Genomic DNA, 22,243 nt, shown 5'->3' on the forward strand with positions numbered 1-22,243 from the left:
GGTCCCGCCGGGGCCGCGCCGCATATCGTGGAGGAGGGGGCGCCAGATGTCCGACGATTGCCTGTTCTGCCGCATCGCGCGCGGCGAATTGCCCGCGCACCGGGTCCATGAGGACGAGCATATCCTGGCTTTCCTGGACCTGCATCCCATCCGTCCCGGCCATTGCCTGGTCATCCCCAAGCGGCATTATCCCTGGTTCGAGGATCTGCCCGAGGATCTAGCCACCCGCATCACCGGCTGCGCGCAGCGCCTGGCCCGGCAGATGAAGGCGCTTTACGCGGTCGAGCGGGTGGCGCTGTTCTATACCGGCATCCATGTCGCCCACGCCCATGCGCATGTCGTGCCGATGCACCATGTGCATGACGTGTCCTCGCAGGCCTATCTGAAGGACGGCATCGGCAGCTTCGCGGCCCCGCCGCAGCTGCCGGCCGACGAGGGCGCCCGCATCGCCCAGGCGCTGGCCCCGGCCTTCGACGGCTGAACGCGCGGTTTTGGTTGATATTTATTAGGCCGGCGCTAGGCTTTCCCCTGGGATGGACCAATCCGAAGGGGGACAGCGCATGAGCAAGCGCGACGATCTGATCGCCAAATACGCCGCCGACATGCAGGACAAGCTGGGCGTCGCGCCCGACATGGACCTGCTGGCCAAGGTGGTCATCGGCTGCGGGCCTTCGATCTACAACGCCGACGGGGAAACCGTGGCCGGATCGGACAAGGCCGAGCTGGAGCGCATCAGGACCAACTACCTGGTGAAAAAGCTGGGCCTGCCCGACGGCCCCGAGCTTTCCGCCGCCATCGACGAGGTGATCGCGAAATACGGCAGCTCCAACCGCAACAAGTATCGCGCGGTGGTCTATTACATGCTCTGCACGCATTTCGGCAAACAGGCGGCCTATGCCTGACGGCGGTGACGCAACGTCACGAAAGGTCGCGGCCGGGCGCTGAACCCCGGCCGGGCGCGGTCAATCCAGCATCCGCTTGATCGCTGCGACATGGGCGGCGTCGGCGGCGCAGGCATCGGCGGCCAGCGCCGCGGCCTCGTCCAGCAGCGCCTCGGGCGCGACCAGCCGGTCGACCAAGCCCCAGGCCAGCGCCTCGGCGGCCGGGATCTTCTGGCCGGCCATCAGGATCATCTTGGCCCGCGACGGCCCGACCAGCGCGCGCAGGCGCAAGGGGTCGCTGGGCTGGGGCAGGAAGCCCAGGCGCATGACCGGATAGAAGATCTTCGCCCCCGGCACCGCCAGCCGCAGGTCGCAGGCCAGCACCATGCCCAGGGCGCCGCCCGCCGCGGTGCCGTTCAGCGCGGCGATGGTCAGGCAGGGCATCGAGGCGACGCGGGACGACAGCCGCTCCCATTGCGGGGACAGGGCCAGCCCGGCGCGGGCCTCGTCCAGGTCGGCCCCGGCGGAAAACACCGGGCCCTCGCCGGTCAGGATCACGGCGCGCAGCGCGGGCTCGGCGGCCAGGGCGTCGAAAGCGGCGGTCAGCTCGGCCAGCATGGCGCCGGTCAGCGAATTGGCCTTGGCCGGGCGCGCGATGGTGATGCGGCCGATCCCGCCGACGATTTCCCTGGTGATCATCATTCCCTCCTTGGACCCGCGCGCTGGCTGTGGCAAAAGCCGGATCGGTGTTTCTTATGCAATTCTCGCCGAAAAGGTGTTATGAAATGAACCTGCGACTGACAAGCTCGGCCCTGGCGCTGGCCGCGATGGCTGCCCCGGCGCTTGCCGATGTGACTTCGGAACAGGTGTGGCAGTCCTGGGTCGATTATTACCAATCGCTCGGCTACAGCGTGACCGAGGGCAATCGCGACAAGGCCGACGACACGCTGACGCTCAGCGATGTCGTCATCAACGGGGGCATGCCCGAAAGCCAGGTCGACTTCAGCGTTGCCCGGATCACGCTGAGCGAAAGCGGCGACGGCACGGTCAGGACCGTCTTTGCCGACCAGATGACCGGCGAGGCGCATGGCACCGATCCCGACGGGCAAAGCTATAGCGTGCCCTTTACCCTGGATATTCCCGGCAACGTCATCGTCACCTCGGGCGCGCCCGAGGACATGACGCATGAATTCGATTATCCGACGATGGATTTCGCCCTGACCACGATCAAGAGCGGCGACAAGGAAACCCCGCTGCCGATCAAGGTGGGCGTGGCGGATTCGACCGGCACCTTCCATATCGTCGCCGGATCGCCGGCGAAATACGACTATGCGATGAAGTCGGGCCGGATCACCTTCAGCGGCGACGTGACCTCGGAAGAGGACGACAAGGTCAAGTTCGAGGGCAGCATCGACGGCGCCGAGACCTCGGGCGAGATGGCGGTGCCCGACGGCACGAAGATCGAAGAGGACATGAACGCCGCGCTGAAGGCCGGGCTTGCCATGGACGGCGTGCTGAAGGCCGGCGCCATGGCCGTCAGCTTCGACTTTGCCGGCACCGACGAGGACGGCCAGGAGACCAGCGGCGCAGGCAAATACGACGGCAAGGGCTTCGAGCTGAGCTTCGGCCTGTCGCAGGACGGCATGACCTACCAGGCGGGCTCGGATGCCGGCAGCTTCGAGCTGACCAGCAGCGACATGCCCTTCCCGATCAACTACGCCATCGAAAGCGGCAGCTTCGACATGCAGATGCCGGTGATGCAGTCGGAGCAGGCGCAGCCCTTCAAGTTCGCCTATTCGCTGGCCGGGCTGACGCTGGGCGATGCGATCTGGAACCTGTTCGACGCACAGGGCCAGCTGCCGCGCGACCCGGCCTCGCTGGACATCGACGTGACCGGGCAGATGAAGGTGACAAAGGACATCTTCGACCCGGCCAGCATGGCGCCCGCCTCGGACGAGGCCGAAGCCGAGGCCGACGGGACCGCGGACGGTGCCGAGGGCATGGAGGCGGCGGAGGCCGACCCGCAGCCCTTCGAGCCGGTCGAGGTCGCGATCAACCAGTTCGCGCTGAACGCGCTTGGCGCCAAGGTGAATGCCGAGGGCGCGCTGAAAGCCCCGGAAAGCGGCGACATGACCACCCCGGTGGGCGAGGTCCATGCCCGCTACGAGGGCGTGAACGGGCTGATCGACAAGCTGGGCGCCATGGGCCTGATCCCCGAGGACCAGATCATGGGCGTGCGGATGATGATGGCCATGTTCGCCAAGCCGGTCGCCGAGGGCGAGGACAAGCTGGAAACCAGGCTCGAGTTCAAGGAAGACGGCTCGATCTTTGCCAACGGCCAGCAGATCAAGTAACCCCTCCGGGGCGCGGCGCCCGGCGCCCTGACGGATCGCATCGCGGGGGCCGGGCGTTGGTGCCACGGCCCCCGTGTCCCATTCCAAGGTGAACCGCATGTCCGAATACCATCGACTCGAGGCTTTGGCGCAGCAGCTTCTGGCGGCGGCACGCAAGGCGGGTGCCGACCAGGCCGATGCCGTGGCGCTGGAGGCGGCCGCCGTCTCGGTCGATGTGCGCGCCGGGCACCTGGAACATGCCGAGCGCGCCGAGGGGGTCGAGATCGGGCTGCGCGTGCTGGTCGGCGGGCGGCAGGCCTGCGTCTCGGCCTCGGACCGCTCGGCCCGGACCATCGAGGAAATGGCCGCCCGCGCCGTCGCCATGGCGCGCGAGGCGCCGGTCGACGACACGCTCGGCCTGGCCGAGCCCGAGCAGCTGGCCCGCGACACCGACAGCGCCCGGCTGGATCTTTACGACCACGATGCCGAGCCCACGCCCGAGCATTTGCAGGATCTGGCCCTGCGCGCCGAGGCGGCGGCGCTGGCGGTCGAGGGCGTCTCGACGATCGAATCCGCCGGCGCCAGCCATTCGCAGCGCCACATGTGGCTGGCGGCGAGCAACGGTTTCTCGGCCGGCTACGGGCGCAGCGGCCACAGCCTGTCCGCCGTCGCCATCACCGGCGAGGGGCTGGGGATGGAGCGCGACTGGGCCGGCGAAAGCCGCGTCCACGCCACCGACCTGCCCGCGCCCGAAGAGATCGGCCGGCTTGCCGGAGAGCGCACCGTCGCCCGGCGCGGCGCGCGCAAGCCGCCCACCGGCGCCTTCCCGATCCTCTATGACGAGCGCGTCGCCTCGGGGCTGATCGGCCATCTGGTCGCGGCGGTGAACGGCGCCTCGGTGGCGCGCGGCGCCAGCTGGCTGCGCGATGCGCTGGGGGAACGGGTGCTGCCCAGGGGGTTCGACCTGCGCGAGGATCCGCACCGGCCGCGCTATGGCTCCTCGCGCCTGTTCGACGGCGAGGGGCTGGCGACCGCGCCGCGGCTGATCGTGGCCGACGGCGTCTTGCAGGGCTGGACGCTGGACCTGGCCACGGCGCGCAAGCTGGGCATGGACTCGACCGCCAATGCCATGCGCGGCGCGGGCAGCCCGCCCTCGCCCGGCGTGACCAACCTGGAGCTGACCGCGGGCGACAAAACGCGGGACGAGCTGATCCGCGAGATGGGGCGCGGGCTGGTCGTGACCTCGATGCTGGGCGCCTCGATCAACAGCACCACCGGGGATTATTCGCGCGGCGCCGGCGGCTTCTGGGTCGAGAACGGCGAGATCGCCTATGCCGTCAACGAATGCACCATCGCCGGCAACCTGCGCGACATGCTGCTGCGCCTGACCGCCGCCTGCGACCTGCCCGACTGGCGGGCGATGCGCGTGCCCAGCCTGTTGGTCGAAGGGATGACCGTTGCCGGCGAGTGACCTTGCGCTTCTGGAACAGGCCGCGCATGAGGCGGGCGAGATCGCGCTGCGCTATTGGCGGCGCGAGCCGCGGGTCTGGGACAAGGCCGGCGGCGCCGGCCCGGTGACCGAGGCCGACCTGGCCGTCAACGCGCATCTGGAGCGCCTGCTGCGCACGGCCCGTCCCGATTACGGCTGGCTGAGCGAGGAAAGCGCCGACGATCCGGCGCGGCTTGAGGCCGAGCATTGCTTCATCATCGACCCGATCGATGGCACCCGCGCCTTCATCGACGGGCAGGTGGGCTTTTCCCATGCGCTGGCGATCACCCGCGGCGACCGGGTGGTGGCGGGCGTGGTGCATCTGCCGGCGCAGCGCACGACCTATGCCGCCGCGGCCGACGGGCCGGCGCTGCGCGACGGCAAGCCCATCGCGCCTTCGGCGCAGGGGTTCGAGGGCGCGCGGGTGCTGACCGGCAAGCCGAGCCTCGACCCGGTGCATTGGCGCGGCGTGGCGCCGCCGGTCAAGCGCAGCTTCCGCCCCTCGCTGGCCTGGCGGCTGTGCCTGGTGGCGGACGGGCAGTTCGACGCCACGCTGTCCACCCGCCCGGCCTGGGAATGGGACGTGGCCGCCGGCAGCCTGATCGCTGCCCGCGCCGGCTGCGTGGCCAGCGACCTGTCCGGCGCGCCGATGCGCTTCAACGCGGCGCGGCCGCTGACCGACGGGCTGGTGGTGGCGCCGCCCGCCCTGCACGGCCAGATGATCGCGGCGATGACCCCGCGGATGGTCCTGCCGGGCGGTCCGCTTGATGCCTCGCCGCCTGCCGACTAAGAAGGGGAAAAGGCCGGAGCTGTTCTGGCCATGTCCCGCAGATGACAGGGCGCGAACATGAGCCGACTTCCCCCCGCGACCCGCGACCGGCTGGCCGACGAGATCACCTTTCACCCCGCCACGGCCGAGGCGCGGCTGCTGCGCGAGGCGCTGGGGCGTTTCGCCACCGGCGTGACCGTGGTGACGACCGCCGGGCCGCAGGGGCCGCTGGGCATGACGGTGAACAGCTTCTCCAGCGTCTCGCTGGAGCCGCCGCTGGTGCTGTGGTGCCCGGCCCGCGCCTCGGCCCGGCATGCGGCCTTTGCCGGGGCGGCGGCCTGGTCGGTGCATGTGCTGGGCTCGGAGCAGCTGGAGACCTGCCTGCGCTTTACCCGCGGCGGCCGCCAGTTCGAGGGGCTGGACACGGTGCCGACCCCCGAGGGCGTGCCGGTCATCCCCGGCGTCGCGGCGCGGTTCGACTGCGCCGCCCATGCCGTGCATGAGGCGGGGGACCATTCGGTGCTGATCGGGCGGGTGCTGCGCGTGACCGTGGCGGGGCCGGGCGATCATCCGCTGGTCTTCGCCGCCGGCCGCTTCGGCCAGTTCGAGCCCGACGATGGAGCCTAGCGGGGGGCTCTGCCCCCACGCCTTGCGCGCCCCTTGATGGGGCACGCAAGGCGTTCCCCCGGAGTATTTGGAAAACGGAGAAAGCCGGCTCAGCTGCCTTCCAGCGGCGGCAGCGGCTGCGAGAAGATGTCGTCCATGCGCGGCATCGGCGCGGTGCTGGTGCGGATCGACCGGCCCGGCCCGGAAAGCGTGGCGATCTGGCGGGCAAGCCGGGCGATGGCCTGGGATTGCGCGTGGGCGATGGCGGCGGGGCCTTGGTCGGCGAGCGGCACGGAGATGTCGAAGCCGCGCGCCTGGTTGGCGCCGCCCGCGCCCTCGTCGGCGACGAAATAGCGCCCGGACAGGCGATAGCTGCCGTCGGCCTGCGCCAGCGCCTTTTCGACTCGCACCTCCAGCCGGCGCCGGGGCGGTTCGGCCAGCGGCCAGGGCTCGGCGATCACCGTGGCGCCCGAGAGGTCCGAGATGCTGCGCGCCAGCGCCAGAGTGAAGGCGCGCTGCGGGTTGTCCGCCCAGAGCTGCCTGGTGTTCGAGCGCACGGCGCCGTCGCCGCTCTGCCAGCTGACCTCGTCGCCCGCGGCATATTCGGGCAGCGACACGTCCTTCAGCTCGGCCGTGCCCAGCCGGTCGGGCACCCGCTCGCCCGTCGTGGGCGGGTCGATCAGGTAGCGCGCGGTCTTTTCGCCGTTCGAGCAGGCGCCGAGCAGGGCGAGGCAGGCGGCGGAGGCAAGGATCAGGCGCATCTTATCGTCCCAGGATGAAGGCTTGCGGGTTGCGTTCGATTGTCCGCGCCAGGCTGCCGAAGGCGTTGGCGGCGCGGCGCATCTCGCGCATCAGGTTGATGGTCTCGTTGTTGAAGCTCGAGCGGTCGCCATAGGCGGCGATCACCGCATCGGCCCGCGCCGCCAGCGCCTCGAGCCGCGCCGAAAGCTGCGGCAGGCGTTTCGCCGCGTCCGAGACATCCTGCGCCGCCGTGCTGGCCGAGGCCAGCGCATCGTTCAGGCTGCCCGCGGCATTGCCGTCGCGCAGGTCGTTGAGCAGGCCCGATGCGGCCTTCAGCGTCTCGGACAGATCCCTGGGCAGCCGCTCGGCATCCTCGGTGCCCAGAAGCGCGCGCACGTCCCTGAGGATGCCCTCGGCCTCGGTGCCGATGGCGGCATAGTCCACCGCCTCGATCTTGACCGCGGCGGCGTCGATCTGGTCGACCATGGCCGGCACGTCGGCGGCGGCGAGCTTGACCGCCTCGGCCGCGGCCGCCGCCTCGTCCACCATGCGGCGCAGCTGGCCCACGGCGCCGGATTCGCGCAGCTCGGTGGTGACTTGCCGGATCTCGCCCGCGGCGGCCTGGGCATCCTCCAGCGTGCCGCGCAGGGCGCCGGGGATGGCGCGGGTGTCCTCGCTGCTGGCGATGGCGGTGACGCTGTTCATCATGTCGGTGACGGATTTCAGCGCCTCCTCGATCGGCAGGTTGCCGACGCGGGTCAGGAAGCCCTGCGCCGTCTCGGTGAAATCGGAGATTTCGCCGGGGACCGAGGGGATGAGCGGATAGGGATCGCCGGCGCGGTCCAGTTCGGCCGGCGCGGCATCGGGCAGCTCGACCAGCTCGACCTGCAGCGAGGTGCCGAAGAAGCCGGCGCTGGCCACCCGCGCCCGCAGGCCGGCCCGGACCTGGCCGGCCAGGAAATCCAGCGCCTGGTCGGGCGTAGTGTCGCCGCGCAGGCCCAGGCGGGCGGGGGTCAGGGCCAGCGTCACCTCTTGCTCGATATGCTCGCGCCCCTCGTCATCGGCGATCACGCGGGCGGCCAGGTCGGTGACGCGGCCGACGGTCAGGCCCATGAACTGCACATTGGCGCCGGTCTCCAGCCCCTTGACCGATTCGCCGATGCGCATGGTCAGCCGCAGCGCCTGCGCCTCGTCCGAGAACAGGTTGGTGCGCGCCGTCGCCTCGTCGGTCTGCAGGGTGAAGACATGGCCGTCCTCGACCGGCCGCCCGCCCGAGGTCAGGGTGGCGAATTCTGCACCCCCCTGCAGCACCGAGGCCAGCGAGTTCACGTTCAGCGACAGGCCCTGCGCCCCCAGCGACACCGAAAAGCCCGAGGTGTCCCAGAACACCGTGCTGGTGGTCAGCCGCGCGTCATGCGGCGCGGCGATGAAGACGTCGGCCAGCACGCTTTCGTCGTCCTCGGCCAGGCGCAGGTTCTGCATCTGCCCGACCGGCAGCCCGCGGAACATCACCGGCGCGCCCTCGGTCATGCCGCGCGAGCGTTCGGTCGCAAGCACGATCCAGGTGCCCTTTTCGCCGAAGCTGGTCAGCGGCGGCCGGTCGAGCCCCTGGAAGTGGGTCTGCGGCTCGTCCGGCTTGTCGTCCCAGAAACCCTCGACGAAGGCGCCGGTCAGCACCGTGTCCAGCCGCGAGATGCCCTGGGCCGAAACCTGGGGCCGCACGATCCAGAACTGCGATTCGCTGTCGATATAGGGGGCCAGATCCTTGTCCACGCGCATGTTCACCAGAACCTGTTGCAGATCCTCGGTGAAGCGCACCGATTCGACCTTGCCCACGGTGATCTCGCGGAATTTCAGCGCCGTCTCGCCCGGCGTGATCCCGGTCGCGTCCTTGAAGGCGACCGAGACCAGCGTGCCGCGCCCGGCGATCATGTTCCAGCCCACGCCCAGCGTCACGATCAGCGCCGCGATCGGCACCAGCCAGATCAGCGGCAGCCCGGCCCGCACGGCACGGGCGGCGGGCTTGCGGACGGGTTCGGCGGGTTTCAGGGGGGCGTCGCTGCGCTCGGGCGAGGGCCTGTCGGTCATTCATGGTCCTTGCGGCTGCGCAGCGGAAGGCCGCGCCAGATCAATCTCGGGTCGAAGCTTTGCGCGGAAAGCATGGTGAAGGCAACCGACAGCGCAAAGGACACCGCGGCAGGGCCGGGATGGATCGAGGCGACGAAGCCCAGCTGCACCAGCGCCGACAGGATCGCCACGACGAAGACGTCGATCATCGACCAGCGGCCGATGAACTCGACCACCTCGTAAAGCACCAGCCGCTTGTGCGCGGCCTCGACCGTCGCCGGCCGCCCCGCGACCGTCGCCAGCCAGGCGATGGCGACGAACTTGCCCACCGGCACCATGACCGAGGCGGCAAAGATCACCGCCGCGATGCCGTAGTTGCCGTAATGCATCAGCTCGACCACGCCGCCGAGAATGGTGGATTCGCTGTTGCCGCGCAGCCCGCCGAAGGTCGAGGTCTTGAGCATCGGGAACAGGTTCGCCGGGATGTAGAAGATGAGCCCCGCCGCCAGCCAGGCCCAGACTGCGTTCAGGCAGCGCCGGTCCGGCGGCACCAGCGCGCTGCCGCAGCGGCGGCAGATGGTCTCGGCCTCCGGCCAGGCCCGGCCGCAGCTGCGGCAGCCGACCAGCCCGGCGCGATGCGCGGTCAGCACCGGCGCGTCATGGGCGGGCGCGCTCATGCCCGCGGCTCCGGCACGATCTCGCGCCCGTCGGTGGCCATGCCGGCATCCTCGATGGCGTCCCAGATCGTCGCGGCGCTGGTAAAGGCGTTACTGGCGGCGTTGACCAGGATCAGCCCGCAAAAGGCCCAGAAGGCCGGGCCGAAGCTGATGTTGGCCAAGCCCCCCACCTTGACCAGCGCGATGGCGGTGCCGATGACGAAGATCTCGGCCATCGACCAGGGCCGCAGCGTCTCGGACAGGCGAAAGGCCGGCACGGCATGGGCAAAGGGCCGGCGTTTCCGCGCCAGCGGCAGCAGCGTATAGACCAGAAGCAGCGCCCGCAGCACCGGCAGCCCGACGATCATGCCCAGCACCGCCACGGTCAGGGGCATCAGGGCGCCGTGCGAAAAGGCCAGCGCCACGCCGAACAGCGAGGTTTCGTTGCCGAATCCCATGCGCGAGATTTCCAGGAACGGAAAGAACACCGCCCCCACCATCAGCACCAGCGAGGCAAAGGACAGCGCGATGATCCGGGTGAAGGCGCCGGCGCGCGGGCTGGCCAGCAGCGTGTTGCAGCGCAGGCAGCGCGCGGTCTCGCCCGGCTCCAGCTCGCGCTCGACATGCAGCGCGTCGCAGCGCGGACAGGCGGTCAGCCCGGCGCCGGTGGACAGGTCATATTCGCCTTCGGTCTGCATCGGCACAGAATATCCGCGCGCGGGGCCGGCGCAAGATGCCGCGGCTGGTCCGGTTAACCGGCCGTGCTGGCCGGCAGGGGCGCCGATATGCCCCGGCAACGCGGCGCCGCGGCAGGCGTCGCCCAAGGGAAATAGGCGGCATTTGAGCGGTTAACTGGTATTTGGTCGCGCGACGCTAGACCTTCCGGGCAGGCAACGAAAGGAATGGTTCATGGCCGGGAACGGTGGCGGCGCCCCGATCATCATCAAGAAGGTTCAGGGCGCGTGCGAAGCCGGGCATCACGGCGGCGCCTGGAAGGTCGCCTATGCCGATTTCGTCACGGCGATGATGGCCTTTTTCCTGCTCATGTGGCTGCTGAACGCCACCACCGAAAAGCAGCGGCAGGGCTTGGCGGAGTATTTCAACCCGACGCTGATCCATTCGACCCGCAGCGGCCAAGACGGCCCCTTCGGGGGCGAGGTGCAGGATGCCGAAACCGATTCGGGCAAGGGCGCCGGCGCCTCGCGCGACACGCTGGCCGCGCAGGCGCGCGAAGGCCGGGAATCGGGTTTCGAGGAGATGGCCCGCCATGTCCAGGACCAGCTGACCGGCAGCGGCGCGGAATCCATGCAAAAGGTCAACCTGTTGCGCCATGTCGTGACCCGCATGACGGACGAGGGGCTGGTGATCGAACTGACCGACCTGATGGACGAGCCGCTTTTCGTCGGCGACAGCGCCCAGCCCACCCCGGCGATGAAGGAACTGGCCGGCATTCTCGCGGGCGTCCTGGGGCGCATCAGGAACGAGGTGGCGCTGACCGGCCATGTCCGCGCCTATCCCGAGATGCTGATCCAGTCGCCGGTCTGGGCGCTCTCGGACGCCCGCGCCCATGCCCTGCGCAACCTGCTGGAGGGCTCGGGCTTCGACAGCGCGCGCATCCAGCGCGTCACCGCCTTCGCCGACCGGCGCAATCGGTCGGTGAACCCGATGGACCCCGACAACAACCGGATCGAAGTGATTTTACTGAGATGACCGGCCTGGGCAGGGCGCCGTTAGCGGCATGTTAACCCCCGGCCGGCAAACTTCACGCAGAACGACTCACACAGGGTAATATCAGAATGTCGATTTCATCTGCCCTCAGTGCCGGGGTGTCCGGGCTTGCCGCCAATTCCACGCGCCTGGCCAATATTTCCGACAATATCGCGAATTCCGGCACCTATGGCTACAAGCGGGTGGACACCAGTTTCGAAAGCATGGTGATCAACCAGGGACGCGGCGGGGGGCTTTATACGGCCGGCGGCGTCCGCGCCTCGACCAGCCGGCTGGTCGATCAGCGCGGCAACCTGGTTCCCACATCGCATCCGATGGACATCGCGATTTCGGGCCGGGGGATGTTGCCCGTGATCCACTCGGCATCCCTGGCCTCGGGACCGGGCACGCAGCGCGAACTGGTGATGACGACGACAGGGTCCTTCCGCACCGACGACGAAGGGTATCTTCGCACCAGCTCGGGCCTGGTGCTGATGGGCTGGCCGGCGAATGCCGACGGCACGATTTCCAGCCAGCCGCGCGATTCCGCGACCGGCCTGCAACCGATCCTGATCAATCCCAGCCAGACCGCGGCCGACCCGACGACGCGGATCAACCTGCGCGTGAACCTGCCCGCCGACGACGCGGTCGCCGGCGCGGCCGGCGACGCCTGGGACATGGAGGTCGAATATTTCGGCAACCTCGGCAATTCCGAAAGGATGACGGTCAGCTTCACGCCCGAGGTGACGGGCGCGGCCGGGACGCGCACGAACCGCTGGACGATGGAGATCCGCGATTCGGCCATCATCAACGATCCGGCCACCCCCGCCGACGAATCGCTGATCGGCGTCTACACGCTGGAATTCCAGGACGGCCAGCCCGGCGGCGGCACGCTTGCGGCAGTCACCACGGTGGCCGGCGGCGCCTATAGCGCGGCGACCGGGCTTCTTACCGTCCCCGGCGCGAACGGGCCGATGACCATCAACCTGGGGCGATATGGCGACAGCCAGGGCATCACCCAGCTCAGCACCAGCTTCTCGCCGGCCAATGTGACCAAGAACGGCTCGCCCGTCGGCAACCTGACGGCGCTCGAGATCGATGAAAGCGGCTATCTTCGCGCAACCTATGACACCGGCTTCACGCGGACCCTGTATCAGGTGCCGCTGGTGGATGTTCCCAATCCGAACGGTCTGATCGCAATGGACAACCAGACCTACAAGATTTCGCCTGAATCCGGCGCGTTCTACCTGTGGGACGCCGGTGACGGTCCGACCGGCGCAATCGCCGGCTATGCGCGCGAGGCATCGACGACCGATGTCGCGGCCGAGTTGACCGACCTGATCCAGACCCAGCGCGCCTATACCTCGAACGCCAAGGTCATCCAGACCGTCGATGAGATGCTGCAGGAAACCGCCAATCTCAAACGCTGACATTGACCGGGACGGCTTCCTGCCGTCCCGCGCTCGGAAACCGGAGCCTGCAAATGAGCCTTTCGTCCGCCATCTCCAATGCCGTTTCGGGCCTGACCGCGGCCTCGCGGGGCACGGAAATCGTGTCCTCCAACATCGCGAATGCGCTGACGCCGGGCTATGCGCGCAGGGAACTCGACCTGTCCTCGCGCCTGGCCGAGCTGGGCGGCGGCGTCAGCATCAACGGCGTTACCCGAATGGTCACGGCGGGGCTGATCGCCGACAATCGCCTGGCCCAGGCGGATGTCGGTTCGTCCCGGACCGTGACGACCTATCACGCCGCGATGGAGAAAGCCTTCGGCACGGGGACCGAGGCGTCCTCGCTGGTGCAAACCCTGACAGATTTCGAATCCGCCCTGGCCAGCGCGGCCGCAAGGCCCGACAGCGAGACGCGCCTGGCAGTAGTGCTGGATACGGCCACGGCCCTGGCAAAAAAGGTCAACGACATCTCCGCGACCATCCAGGCCGAGCGCAGCAAGGCGGAAAAGGCCATCGGAAATGACGTTGCGCGGCTGAATACGGCGCTTGAGCAAGTGGCGAAATTGAATGCGCAGATCGTCACCCTGTCGGCACAAGGCAAAGACGCTTCGTCGCAGTTGGATGCGCGCCAGACGCTCATAGACAGCGTATCGGATATCGTGCCTATCAAGGAAGTGCCGCGCGAAAATGGCCGGGTCGCCTTGTTCACCTCCGGTGGCGCCATTCTCTTGGACGGGACCGAGCCGGCCCGGATCGGTTTCAGCGCTGTCTCCAGCATCACCGCCGATATGTCCACGGCCAGCGGCGCGCTTTCCGGGCTGACACTGAACGGAAAGCCGCTCGGCGATATGCAGCACACCATGTTTAACGGCGGCAGCCTGGAGGCGAACTTTGCCATTCGCGACCAGATCGCCCCGGCCTATCAGCAGCAGATCGACGCTTTCGCACGCGATTTATACGACAGGCTGTCCGATCCTGCGATCGACCCCTCTCTGGCCCCAGGCGACCCAGGGCTGTTCACCGATTCCCAGGGCGCTTTCAGTTCGGCCGATGAAACCGGCTTCGCCGGCCGCATTGCCGTTGCCTGGGCGGTGAACCCCGAGACGGGCGGGCAACTGTGGCGGATTCGCGCCGGAATCAATGCGACCGGCCCCGGCAGTTCTGGCGAAAGCACGCTGCTTGACCGGCTCGGATCGGCCCTCTCGGCCTCGCGTTCGCCGGATTCGACCAGCTTGTCCGCCGTGCCGCGCAGTCTGCAGGGCCTTTCGGCGGACCTGACCTCGGCTGCGGCGACGAATCGCATCCGAACCGAAGCTGGCGCCATGCAAAGCAGCGCGCGCCAGTCCGGCCTCCAGGCGGCCCTTCTGGCTGAAGGGGTCGACAGCGACAAGGAAATGGAAGGCCTGCTCGCGCTGGAGCGTGCCTATGCCGCAAATGCCAAGGTCTTTCAGACCGCAAATGACATGCTGGATGCTATCCTGAGGCTGACATGACCCCTTTTCATTCCATCGGCGACCTTTCCCGTTCCTATCAACTCCGGCTTGGGCAGCAGGGGCTGAAAGCCAGGCTGGACCGGCTGACCCAAGAAATGATGATCGGAGTCAAATCGGATATTCCCAAAGCGCTGGCAGGCGATTTGTCAGGGATTTCGCATATCGAATCCCGGCTGAAGCTGCTGACCACGTTCCAGCAAAACACATCCGAGGCGCAAAACAGGCTAGCGGGCATGCAGGCCGCGCTTGGGCAGATCCAAGCCGTCGTAGACGACCTGGGGCCCAGCGTGCTGACCGAACGTAATATTCTGGAAGAGCAATACCTTAGGGCGCGCGCCGACAGCATCAAGCGGGATTTCCAGTCGATGTTCGAAACCCTGAACACCACCACCGCCGGGCAATATTTGTTTGGGGGCAACCGAACCGACAGTCCAGCGCTGGGCAGTTTTGAAACGATGCTCGCGGAACTGAATACCGCGGTTGCCGGTGCCACCACCGCGGCAACTATCGCAAGCCGCATCGACGCATGGTTTGACGCACCCCAGGGAACCGGGGGCTTTTCCGACACGGTCTATCAGGGGGACGATGACGGCAGCACCCGGTTTTCGATCTCGCCCGAACATCGGATCGACAGCAATCTGTCGGCCAATTCCGCGGAGCTGCGCGATACGCTCAAGGGAATGGCCGTGATGGCCTATGCGTCCGAAGCCGGGTCGGCAATCGACGATGCGACCTTGCGGGATCTCTTCTCCGAAGCGGGGGGCCGGCTGGCCAAGGCAACGCTCGGGTTGACCACCGCCCGCGCCGATCTGGGCCGACAGCAGGCGGCCGTTACCCAGGCGCAGGCCAGAAACTCGGCTGAAACGACGACGCTTTCCATTGCGCGTACGAACATGATCGGCGCCGACCCCGCCGAAGCCGTCACCGCCCTGGAAGAGACCGAAGCGAAGATTCAAAGCCTCTATGCCATCACGGTCCGGCTTTCCCGGCTCAGCCTCACGGATTACCTGTCATGAGGTTCTTATATCTTCTGCTGATTCTGTTCGGCCTTGCAGCTCCGGGCCTTGCTGCGCCGGTTCGGATCAAGGATCTGGCCAATATCGACGGCGTCCGCGGCAACGACCTGGTCGGTTATGGCCTTGTCGTCGGCCTGAACGGTTCGGGCGACAGCCTGCGAAACTCGCCTTTTACCGAAGAGATCATGGCCGGCTTGCTTGAGCGGCTGGGCGTCAATGTCACTGACGAAGCATTCCGTCCCAAGAACGTGGCGGCGGTGATCGTTACCGCCACCCTGCCGCCGTTCGCGCGCGCCGGTTCGCAGATCGATGTCAGCGTGGCCGCGATAGGCGATGCGAAAAGCCTGCTTGGCGGCACATTGGTCATGACGCCGCTGAACGCGGCAGACGGCGAGATATATGCCGTCGCGCAAGGCTCGGTCCTGGCAGGGGGGGCCGAGGCTTCCGGCGCGGCTGCCTCGGTCGTCCAGGGCGTGCCTACGACGGGCACTCTCCCCTCGGGCGCCAGGGTGGAGCGGGAAGTGGCCTTCGACTTCTCGCAAATGACGAACCTGCGCCTGGCGCTGAGAAACCCCGATTTCACCACCGCCGCCCGTGTCGAGGCCGCGATCAATCGCACGCTGGGACGTGGGCTGGCCGAACTGGTGGATTCGGGAACCATCGTGATCGACTCGACCGTTTTGGGTCGGGTCAACCCGGCGCGGCTGATGGGGCAGATCGAGAATATCACCGTCGAGCCCGAGACAGCGGCTCGCGTCGTCATTGACCACAAGTCCGGCACTATCGTCATGGGCGAGGATGTGCGCATCTCGCGGGTGGCGGTTTCCCAGGGCAACCTGACCCTGCGGGTGCGGGAAACCCCTGTCGTGTCGCAGCCGAACCCCTTCTCTCCGGGAGAAACCGTGGTTCTGCCCCGAACGCAGGCCGAAATCACCCAGGAGCCGGGGATCGGCTTTGCTGAAGTATCCGGCGAATCATCCTTGTCCGAGGTGGTTGCGGGGCTCAACGCATTGGGGATCAGGCCCCGCGACATGATCGACATACTGAAGGCGGTCCATGCCGCCGGGGCGCTGCACGCCGAATTCATCGTGAACTAAAACGGAACAGCCGCCCGTTGCGGGCGACTGCGCTACGGGCACTTGGCGATCCCTGTCCGCACCTGCAACTGGCCCAGTCAGCGGCGGCGGGCGGCGGTTCAGATGACCGGCGTGAAGCCCCCGGCCTGATGATCGTATTGCTCCAGCGTTCCCTCGGCGATGTCGTGCAAGACCCCGTGCAAGGACAGGTTCCCCGATTCCACAGCGGTTTTCACGAAGGGAAAGGTCATCAGGTTTTCAAGCGAAACGAGAACGGCTTGCCGCTCGAGTCCGCGGATCTGCTGTTCGGGCGGCAGCGTCGCCACGCGCTCGTATCCCGGACGCAGGATGTCCATCCAGCGGCCGACGAAGCTGGATTTCTCTTCAAGCTCGGGCGCATGGCCGGAACACATGGCATGGCATCCCTGAACGCCGCCGCAATTGGTATGCCCCACCACCACCACATGGGCGACCTTGAGCGTATTCACCGCATATTCGACCGCAGCCGAGGTGCCGTGCTGCTCGCCATCGGGGGCATAGGGCGGGACCAGGTTGGCGATGTTGCGGTGAATGAAGAATTCACCAGTATCCGCCCCGAAGATCGAGGTCACATGGACGCGCGAATCGCAACAGGCGATGACCATGGCGCGGGGATGCTGGCCGTCCTCGGCCAGACGGCGAAACCAGACGCGATTTTCGACAAAGGCTGTGGCGCGCCAGCCGTGGTAGCGCTGGACCAGATACAGCGGCAGTGGACGTGCTTCTTTCATTCCTATCCTCATCTACCGATCGCACGAGTGATAGCGGCTGGACCGATAAAGTTCGAGTGGTTTAGCGCGCGCCTCATAACCTTTTCTTGATGGATTGATGCCAGCTTGCGCCTCAGCGCGACAGGAAGCCCATATGGGAGCGGGAATGACGAAGATTGCAGTTCTCAGCATGGACGAGACGGTTCGGATCGACGTGCAAAGGCTTGAACAGATCGTTCGTGAACTGGGCGAGCCCGCGGCTGGCCAGATCATCGGCGCGGCACTGGAACAGCTTGCGCTGGCGCTGGGCCGCACGGTGGCCGCTTCGCGGCGGGGCGACCTGGGGGCCGTCGTTGCCAATGCCGACCAGCTTTCGCGGCTGGCCTGGCAGGTCGGGCTCGTCACTCTGGCGGGGGTCGCCATCGATGTCGGCGCTTGCGCGGAACGCCAGGACGAACCGGCGCTGGCCGCCACGACCTGCAGGCTTGAACGGATCGGCAACCGGTCGCTGACCGAGCTGTGGGATCCGCCGGAAATCTCTTGAACGAACGCGCCCTTGCAGCCCTTGGCCTGGGCGCTAGGGTGCCGCAAAGGACAGAAGGTCACGACCATGCCGATGATACCCCAGTTTGCCGATTCCGATGCCCCTTCGCTTCCGCTTTGGCTGGTCCGGCCGGGCGAGGCAGGGCCCGACCTGCCCTCCGACATCGACCCCCTGGCTGCGAATTGGGCCCGGGCGCAGGGCTTTGCGGCCAAGGCGGGGCAGGTCTGCCTGCTTCCCCTGCCGGATGGCGGGCTTGGCGGCGCACTGTTCGGCCTCGGTCCCCAGCCCACGGATCGCCCGGCACGGGACCGCTTTGCGCTGGCACGGGCGGCCGAGGCGCTGCCGGCCGGCAACTGGCGCCTGGCGAATCGGCCGCAGGGGTTCGATCTGGCCCTGGGCGCCCTGGGCTGGCTTTTCGCGCAGTATCGCTTTGACCGCTACAAGCGGGTCGAGGCGCCGGGCGCCCGGCTTGTCTGCCCCGAGGGGCTGGACCGCGACCGGCTGATCGCCATGGCCGCGGGCGAATACCTGGCGCGCGACCTGATCAACACCCCCGCCTCGGACATGGGTCCGGGCGAGCTGGAGCAGGCCGCGCGCGACCTGGCCGGGCGGCATGGCGCCGGGATCGAGGTGGTCTGCGGCGACGACCTCATCGCCCGCAACTTCCCGATGATCCACGCCGTCGGCCGGGCCGGGGCACAAGCGCCCCGGCTGATCGACATCCGCTTTCCGGGCGAAGGGCCGCGGCTGACGCTGGTCGGCAAGGGGGTCTGTTTCGACACCGGCGGGCTGGACATCAAGCCGGCCGCCTCAATGGCGCTGATGAAGAAGGACATGGGGGGCGCGGCCAATGTGCTGGGCCTGGCCGAGACCCTGGCCCGACTGGGCCTGCATCGCGACATGCGGCTGCGCATCCTGATCCCGGCGGTGGAAAACGCCATTTCCGCCAATGCCTTCCGCCCCGGCGACATCCTGACCAGCCGCAAGGGCCTGACGGTCGAGGTCAACAACACCGATGCCGAGGGCCGGCTGGTGCTGGCCGATGCGCTGGCCCTGGCGGCGGAGGAGGCGCCGGAGCTGCTGGTGTCGATGGCGACGCTGACCGGCGCCGCCCGCGTCGCGCTTGGCCCCGAACTGCCGCCCTTCTTCTGCGACGACGACGCGCTGGCGGCCGCGATCCAGGGCGCCGGCCGGGCCCATGGCGACCCGGTCTGGCGCCTGCCCTTCTGGGAACCCTATGAGGCGATGATCGAGCCGGCCATCGCCGATCTGGACAATGCGCCCTCGGGCGGGTTTGCCGGGGCGATCACCGCGGCGCTGTTCCTGCGCCGCTTTGCCGGCCAGGCGCGGGCCTATGCGCATTTCGACATCTATGGCTGGCAGCCCAGTGCCGCGCCCGGCCGGCCCAAGGGCGGCGCGGGCCAGGCCATGCGCGCCATCCTGCACGCCCTGCCGGAAATCCTGCGATGACCGCGCCCGCCGACCGCCGGCTGATCCCGGCGACCGAGCGGGTGGCGCTGGAATCCCTGCGCGGCATCCTGGAGCGTCCGGCCTATACGCCCGGCCAGCCGATGCGGCTGGCCGCGCCGCTGGCCGATCTGTGCCGCGCGCCCGGCGGCGTCCGCGACCGCCAGCTGAACTTCGGCGCCGACCTGGTGCAGCTGGAGCAGGCCGGGGGCTGGGCCTTCGTGCAGGCGGCGGCGGACGGCTATTGCGGCTGGGTCCGGGCCGAGGGGCTGAGCCGGCAGATGCCGGCCGTCACCCATCGCGTCACTGCCCCGGCCACCCATGTCTATGCCGAGCCGGACATGAAGACCCCCGAATCCATGCGGCTGTCGCTGGGCGCACGGCTGTCGGTCATCGCCATGCGGGACGGTTTCGCCCGGCTGGCGCAGGGCGGCTGGGTGCCGGCGCAGCATATCGCGGACCGGGCCGAGCGCGATCCTGCCGCGGTGGCCGAGCGTTTCCTGGGCACGCCCTATCTGTGGGGCGGCAACAGCCGCTGCGGCATCGACTGCTCGGGCCTGGCGCAGGCTGCGCTGGCGGCCTGCGCCGTGCCCTGTCCCGGCGACAGCGACCTGCAAGAGGCGGCCTTTCCCCCGGCCGACGGCCCGATCCGCCGCAACGACCTGCTGTTCTGGCCCGGCCATGTCGCCCTGGCGCTGGACGGCGAGCGGATGATCCATGCCACCGCCTTCGCCATGGCGGTAATCGTCGAGCCCATCGCCCAGGCCATCGCGCGCATCGACGCGGCCGGGCAGGGACCGTTCCGCGGCGCAAGGCGGCCCTCGCTTGCCGTGCAGGCGCCGTTCCCCTAGCCTTGGCCGCAAAGGAGGCGCGCATGGTTCATCTCTGGGTCCGCGCGGAAAGCCGCGCCAATGAACAGCGGGTCGGCATCACCCCCGCCGGCGTGGGCGAGTTGATTGCGCAGGGCTTCCGCGTCACGATCGAGGAAAGCCCGCATCGCATCCTGCCCATCGCCGGTTACGCCGCGGCCGGGGCCGAAATCGCGCCCGCGGCTTCCTGGCCCGGCGCCCCGGCCGAGGCCATCGTCTTTGGCCTCAAGGAACTGCCCGAGGATGGCACGCCCCTGGCGCATCGCCACATCATGTTCGGCCATGCCTACAAGGGCCAGCCGGCCGGGCTGGCGCTGCTGCGCCGGTTTCGCGACGGCGGCGGCGTGCTGTATGACCTGGAATACCTGACCGACGAGAGCGGCCGGCGGCTGGCGGCCTTCGGCTATTGGGCCGGTTTTGCCGGGGCCGCGGTCTCGCTGAAGGCCTGGGCGGCGCAGCGGCGCGGCAGCCTCTGCGGGCCGGTCGCCGCCTGGCCCTCGCAAGACACGATGCAGGACGAGCTGCGGGCCGAGCTGGACGCGACCGGCGCGCCGCGGCCGCATGCCATCGTCGTCGGCGCGCTGGGGCGGGTGGGCAGCGGCGCGTCGGACCTGCTGGCCCGCATGGGGGTGCGGGTCACGAAATGGGACATGGCCGAGACGGCCGGCGGCGGCCCCTTCCCCGAGATCCTGGCGCATGAGCTGTTCGTGAACTGCATCCTGGCCGGGCCGCAGACCCCGGTTCTGGTGCCGCCCGAGGCGGTCGGGCCCGGCCGGGCGCTGACGGTGATCGGCGATGTTGCCTGCGATCCCTCCAGCGATTTCAACCCGGTCAAGGTCTATGACCGCGCGACCGACTGGGACCGGCCGGCGATCCGCCTGGCCGAGCGCCCGCCGTTGGACGTGATGGCGATCGACAACCTGCCCTCGCTCTTGCCGCGCGAAAGCGCGCTGGATTATGCCGCGCAGCTGCTGCCGGTGCTGAAGCGCCTGGACCGCATCGACGAGGGGGCCTGGGGCAGGGCGGGGGCGCTGTTCCGGGACCATCTGGCCGCGCCTTGACCTCGGCCGGGAACGCAAGCGGCGGCCGGGACGTTGGGCCGCGAACCCCAGTCAGACGGATGCGACCATGATGACGCGACCCGCTGCCATTGCCGCCAGCCTTGTCCTGTGCCTTGCCGCCCCACCGGCGCTGGCCGAGTTGAACGACCGTCCCCCGAACGCCAGCGGGCAGAGCCCGGCCTTTCCCGGCCAGACCCGCGCCCCCGAGATCCGCGAGCAGATCCCGATCAGCCGGGTTCCGCTGATCCGGGGGCTCAGCGATCCCTGGGGCATGGCGCTTTTGCCCGATGGCGGCTTGCTGATCACCGAACGCACCGGCACGCTGCGGCTTTACCGCGACGGCCAGCTGTCCCAGCCCATCCAGGGCATGCCCGAGGTCGATGCCCGCGGCCAGGGCGGGCTTCTGGACGTGGCGGTGGCGCCGGATTTCGCCAGCACGCGGCAGGTCTGGTTCAGCTTTTCCGAGCCGCGCGGCAATGGCCGCAACGCCACCGCGGTCGGCACCGGGCGGCTGTCGGCCGACGGCACCGCGCTGGAAGAGATGCGGGTGATCTTCCGGCAGGAGCCGGCCTGGGCCTCGACCCTGCATTTCGGCTCGCGCCTGGTCTTCGACCGGCAGGGGCAGCTGTTCGTCACCACCGGCGAGCGCTCGCGCCCCGAGCCGCGGCAGCTGGCGCAGGATCTGGGCACGCATCTGGGCAAGGTGCTGCGCATCGACCCCGCCACCGGCGCCGCCGCGCCCGGCAATCCCTTCACCGAGGGGCAGGCCCGGCCCGAGATCTGGTCCTGGGGCCATCGCAACATCCAGGCGGCGGCGCTGGACGCGCAGGGCCGGCTCTGGACGGTCGAGCACGGCCCGCAGGGCGGCGACGAACTCAACCTGCCGCAGGCCGGGCGCAACTATGGCTGGCCGGTCATCACCTATGGCCAGGACTACAGCGGCGGCCCCATCGGCCAGGGCATCACCCAGCGCGAGGGGATGGAGCAGCCGGTCTATTACTGGGATCCGGTGATCGCGCCCAGCGGGATGGTGTTCTATCGCGGCGCCATGTTCCCGGAACTGGAAGGCGATGCGCTGATCGGCGGCCTGCAGGCCGGGGCGGTGGTGCGGCTGCGCATCGAGGGCGACCGCGTGAGCGGAGAGCAGCGCCTGCTGGAGGGCATCGGCCGCGTGCGCGACATCGAACTGGCGCCGGACGGGGCGCTGCTGATCCTGACCGATGGGGGCGAGCTGATCCGGCTGGCGCGCGGCTGAGGGCCGGGTGCGCCTT

The 22,243-nt window shown here is 68.7% G+C and carries 22 protein-coding genes; 16 read left to right on the forward strand and 6 right to left on the reverse strand.

The annotated features are described in order from the left end of the window. Positions 1–46 precede the first annotated feature (46 nt). Positions 47–481, forward strand: a complete 435-nt coding sequence (locus tag FE811_RS01885) for an HIT family protein (RefSeq protein ID WP_114536250.1) — start codon at positions 47–49, stop codon at positions 479–481. 79 nt (positions 482–560) lie between these two features. Then, the gene (locus FE811_RS01890) at positions 561–902 is read left to right on the forward strand and encodes a DUF2853 family protein (RefSeq protein WP_116223153.1); all 342 of its coding nucleotides are present in this window, start codon (positions 561–563) and stop codon (positions 900–902) included. 60 nt (positions 903–962) lie between these two features. Here FE811_RS01890 and FE811_RS01895 read toward each other — a convergent pair whose 3' ends face one another. Then, complete coding sequence (locus FE811_RS01895) at positions 963–1,580, reverse strand: enoyl-CoA hydratase/isomerase family protein (protein ID WP_166435618.1); 618 nt, start codon at positions 1,578–1,580, stop codon at positions 963–965. A gap of 86 nt (positions 1,581–1,666) precedes the next feature. Between FE811_RS01895 and FE811_RS01900 the strand changes: the two genes are divergently transcribed. From FE811_RS01900 to FE811_RS01915, 4 genes are all read left to right on the forward strand, one after another. After that, positions 1,667–3,235 carry a DUF2125 domain-containing protein gene (locus FE811_RS01900; protein ID WP_116223151.1) on the forward strand — a complete coding sequence of 523 codons (1,569 nt, stop codon included), beginning with the start codon at positions 1,667–1,669 and terminating at the stop codon, positions 3,233–3,235. Positions 3,236–3,332: 97 nt separating this feature from the next. Then, a complete protein-coding gene (locus FE811_RS01905) occupies positions 3,333–4,685 on the forward strand; it encodes a TldD/PmbA family protein (RefSeq protein ID WP_116223150.1) in 1,353 nt (450 codons plus the stop codon). Beyond that, positions 4,672–5,493, forward strand: coding sequence for a 3'(2'),5'-bisphosphate nucleotidase CysQ (locus FE811_RS01910; RefSeq protein WP_116223149.1), 822 nt, complete (start codon positions 4,672–4,674; stop codon positions 5,491–5,493). Before FE811_RS01905 ends, FE811_RS01910 begins: the two co-directional genes overlap by 14 nt. Before the next feature lie 57 nt (positions 5,494–5,550). Beyond that, positions 5,551–6,099: a flavin reductase family protein gene (locus FE811_RS01915; protein WP_036751503.1), complete on the forward strand. Its 549-nt coding sequence runs from the start codon at positions 5,551–5,553 to the stop codon at positions 6,097–6,099. An 89-nt stretch (positions 6,100–6,188) separates the two neighbouring features. Here FE811_RS01915 and FE811_RS01920 read toward each other — a convergent pair whose 3' ends face one another. Genes FE811_RS01920 through FE811_RS01935 form a run of 4 tightly spaced genes read right to left on the reverse strand, consistent with a single transcriptional unit; the run spans position 6,189 to position 10,240 of the window. Continuing rightward, a complete protein-coding gene (locus FE811_RS01920; protein ID WP_036751501.1) occupies positions 6,189–6,839 on the reverse strand; it encodes a membrane integrity-associated transporter subunit PqiC in 651 nt (216 codons plus the stop codon). Between the two features lies 1 nt (position 6,840). Further along, positions 6,841–8,907 carry an intermembrane transport protein PqiB gene (locus FE811_RS01925; RefSeq protein ID WP_116223148.1) on the reverse strand — a complete coding sequence of 689 codons (2,067 nt, stop codon included), beginning with the start codon at positions 8,905–8,907 and terminating at the stop codon, positions 6,841–6,843. Continuing rightward, positions 8,904–9,563, reverse strand: a complete 660-nt coding sequence (locus FE811_RS01930; RefSeq protein ID WP_036751499.1) for a paraquat-inducible protein A — start codon at positions 9,561–9,563, stop codon at positions 8,904–8,906. Before FE811_RS01930 ends, FE811_RS01925 begins: the two co-directional genes overlap by 4 nt. Continuing rightward, positions 9,560–10,240 (reverse strand): paraquat-inducible protein A, encoded by a 681-nt coding sequence (locus tag FE811_RS01935; RefSeq protein WP_036751497.1) that lies wholly within the window; start codon positions 10,238–10,240, stop codon positions 9,560–9,562. Before FE811_RS01935 ends, FE811_RS01930 begins: the two co-directional genes overlap by 4 nt. Positions 10,241–10,451: 211 nt before the next feature. Here FE811_RS01935 and FE811_RS01940 point away from each other — a divergent pair, with 211 nt between their 5' ends. The 5 genes from FE811_RS01940 (at position 10,452) to FE811_RS01960 (ending at position 16,303) form a co-directional block, all read left to right on the forward strand. Further along, a complete protein-coding gene (locus tag FE811_RS01940; protein WP_036751495.1) occupies positions 10,452–11,252 on the forward strand; it encodes a flagellar motor protein MotB in 801 nt (266 codons plus the stop codon). Positions 11,253–11,338: 86 nt separating this feature from the next. After that, on the forward strand, positions 11,339–12,679 hold the full coding sequence (locus FE811_RS01945; protein ID WP_140846487.1) for a flagellar hook protein FlgE: 1,341 nt from the start codon (positions 11,339–11,341) through the stop codon (positions 12,677–12,679). Between the two features lie 53 nt (positions 12,680–12,732). Beyond that, entirely contained in the window at positions 12,733–14,190 is a 1,458-nt protein-coding gene (flgK, locus tag FE811_RS01950) for a flagellar hook-associated protein FlgK (protein WP_116223146.1), read from the forward strand. Then, positions 14,187–15,206, forward strand: a complete 1,020-nt coding sequence (locus FE811_RS01955; protein WP_116223145.1) for a flagellin — start codon at positions 14,187–14,189, stop codon at positions 15,204–15,206. The genes flgK and FE811_RS01955 overlap by 4 nt, the downstream gene beginning before the upstream one ends. Then, complete coding sequence (locus FE811_RS01960) at positions 15,203–16,303, forward strand: flagellar basal body P-ring protein FlgI (protein WP_114536260.1); 1,101 nt, start codon at positions 15,203–15,205, stop codon at positions 16,301–16,303. Before FE811_RS01955 ends, FE811_RS01960 begins: the two co-directional genes overlap by 4 nt. 98 nt (positions 16,304–16,401) lie before the next feature. Here FE811_RS01960 and FE811_RS01965 read toward each other — a convergent pair whose 3' ends face one another. Then, positions 16,402–17,052: a carbonic anhydrase gene (locus tag FE811_RS01965; RefSeq protein ID WP_036751485.1), complete on the reverse strand. Its 651-nt coding sequence runs from the start codon at positions 17,050–17,052 to the stop codon at positions 16,402–16,404. Positions 17,053–17,197: 145 nt separating this feature from the next. Here FE811_RS01965 and FE811_RS01970 point away from each other — a divergent pair, with 145 nt between their 5' ends. From FE811_RS01970 to FE811_RS01990, 5 genes are all read left to right on the forward strand, one after another. Beyond that, positions 17,198–17,575 carry a hypothetical protein gene (locus FE811_RS01970; protein WP_166435617.1) on the forward strand — a complete coding sequence of 126 codons (378 nt, stop codon included), beginning with the start codon at positions 17,198–17,200 and terminating at the stop codon, positions 17,573–17,575. A 72-nt stretch (positions 17,576–17,647) separates the two neighbouring features. Beyond that, positions 17,648–19,045 carry a M17 family metallopeptidase gene (locus FE811_RS01975; protein WP_114536262.1) on the forward strand — a complete coding sequence of 466 codons (1,398 nt, stop codon included), beginning with the start codon at positions 17,648–17,650 and terminating at the stop codon, positions 19,043–19,045. Continuing rightward, a complete protein-coding gene (locus FE811_RS01980) occupies positions 19,042–19,893 on the forward strand; it encodes a C40 family peptidase (protein WP_116223143.1) in 852 nt (283 codons plus the stop codon). Before FE811_RS01975 ends, FE811_RS01980 begins: the two co-directional genes overlap by 4 nt. Before the next feature lie 23 nt (positions 19,894–19,916). Continuing rightward, positions 19,917–20,972: a saccharopine dehydrogenase gene (locus tag FE811_RS01985; RefSeq protein ID WP_116223294.1), complete on the forward strand. Its 1,056-nt coding sequence runs from the start codon at positions 19,917–19,919 to the stop codon at positions 20,970–20,972. Positions 20,973–21,039: 67 nt separating this feature from the next. Then, positions 21,040–22,227, forward strand: coding sequence for a PQQ-dependent sugar dehydrogenase (locus FE811_RS01990; RefSeq protein WP_116223142.1), 1,188 nt, complete (start codon positions 21,040–21,042; stop codon positions 22,225–22,227). Positions 22,228–22,243 lie beyond the last annotated feature (16 nt).

This window comes from Paracoccus sp. FO-3 (genome assembly GCF_006386455.1).
Taxonomy (GTDB): Bacteria; Pseudomonadota; Alphaproteobacteria; order Rhodobacterales; family Rhodobacteraceae; genus Paracoccus; species Paracoccus versutus.

What these genes read in the sequence shown, in the direction of transcription:
- FE811_RS01885 (WP_114536250.1), top strand. Translation starts at nt 47, where the DNA reads ATGTCCGACGATTGCCTGTTCTGCCGCATCGCGCGCGGCGAATTGCCC.
- FE811_RS01890 (WP_116223153.1), top strand. Translation starts at nt 561, where the DNA reads ATGAGCAAGCGCGACGATCTGATCGCCAAATACGCCGCCGACATGCAG.
- FE811_RS01895 (WP_166435618.1), bottom strand. Translation starts at nt 1,580, where the DNA reads ATGATCACCAGGGAAATCGTCGGCGGGATCGGCCGCATCACCATCGCG.
- FE811_RS01900 (WP_116223151.1), top strand. Translation starts at nt 1,667, where the DNA reads ATGAACCTGCGACTGACAAGCTCGGCCCTGGCGCTGGCCGCGATGGCT.
- FE811_RS01905 (WP_116223150.1), top strand. Translation starts at nt 3,333, where the DNA reads ATGTCCGAATACCATCGACTCGAGGCTTTGGCGCAGCAGCTTCTGGCG.
- FE811_RS01915 (WP_036751503.1), top strand. Translation starts at nt 5,551, where the DNA reads ATGAGCCGACTTCCCCCCGCGACCCGCGACCGGCTGGCCGACGAGATC.
- FE811_RS01920 (WP_036751501.1), bottom strand. Translation starts at nt 6,839, where the DNA reads ATGCGCCTGATCCTTGCCTCCGCCGCCTGCCTCGCCCTGCTCGGCGCC.
- FE811_RS01925 (WP_116223148.1), bottom strand. Translation starts at nt 8,907, where the DNA reads ATGACCGACAGGCCCTCGCCCGAGCGCAGCGACGCCCCCCTGAAACCC.
- FE811_RS01930 (WP_036751499.1), bottom strand. Translation starts at nt 9,563, where the DNA reads ATGAGCGCGCCCGCCCATGACGCGCCGGTGCTGACCGCGCATCGCGCC.
- FE811_RS01935 (WP_036751497.1), bottom strand. Translation starts at nt 10,240, where the DNA reads ATGCAGACCGAAGGCGAATATGACCTGTCCACCGGCGCCGGGCTGACC.
- FE811_RS01940 (WP_036751495.1), top strand. Translation starts at nt 10,452, where the DNA reads ATGGCCGGGAACGGTGGCGGCGCCCCGATCATCATCAAGAAGGTTCAG.
- FE811_RS01945 (WP_140846487.1), top strand. Translation starts at nt 11,339, where the DNA reads ATGTCGATTTCATCTGCCCTCAGTGCCGGGGTGTCCGGGCTTGCCGCC.
- flgK (WP_116223146.1), top strand. Translation starts at nt 12,733, where the DNA reads ATGAGCCTTTCGTCCGCCATCTCCAATGCCGTTTCGGGCCTGACCGCG.
- FE811_RS01955 (WP_116223145.1), top strand. Translation starts at nt 14,187, where the DNA reads ATGACCCCTTTTCATTCCATCGGCGACCTTTCCCGTTCCTATCAACTC.
- FE811_RS01960 (WP_114536260.1), top strand. Translation starts at nt 15,203, where the DNA reads ATGAGGTTCTTATATCTTCTGCTGATTCTGTTCGGCCTTGCAGCTCCG.
- FE811_RS01965 (WP_036751485.1), bottom strand. Translation starts at nt 17,052, where the DNA reads ATGAAAGAAGCACGTCCACTGCCGCTGTATCTGGTCCAGCGCTACCAC.
- FE811_RS01970 (WP_166435617.1), top strand. Translation starts at nt 17,198, where the DNA reads ATGACGAAGATTGCAGTTCTCAGCATGGACGAGACGGTTCGGATCGAC.
- FE811_RS01975 (WP_114536262.1), top strand. Translation starts at nt 17,648, where the DNA reads ATGATACCCCAGTTTGCCGATTCCGATGCCCCTTCGCTTCCGCTTTGG.
- FE811_RS01980 (WP_116223143.1), top strand. Translation starts at nt 19,042, where the DNA reads ATGACCGCGCCCGCCGACCGCCGGCTGATCCCGGCGACCGAGCGGGTG.
- FE811_RS01985 (WP_116223294.1), top strand. Translation starts at nt 19,917, where the DNA reads ATGGTTCATCTCTGGGTCCGCGCGGAAAGCCGCGCCAATGAACAGCGG.
- FE811_RS01990 (WP_116223142.1), top strand. Translation starts at nt 21,040, where the DNA reads ATGATGACGCGACCCGCTGCCATTGCCGCCAGCCTTGTCCTGTGCCTT.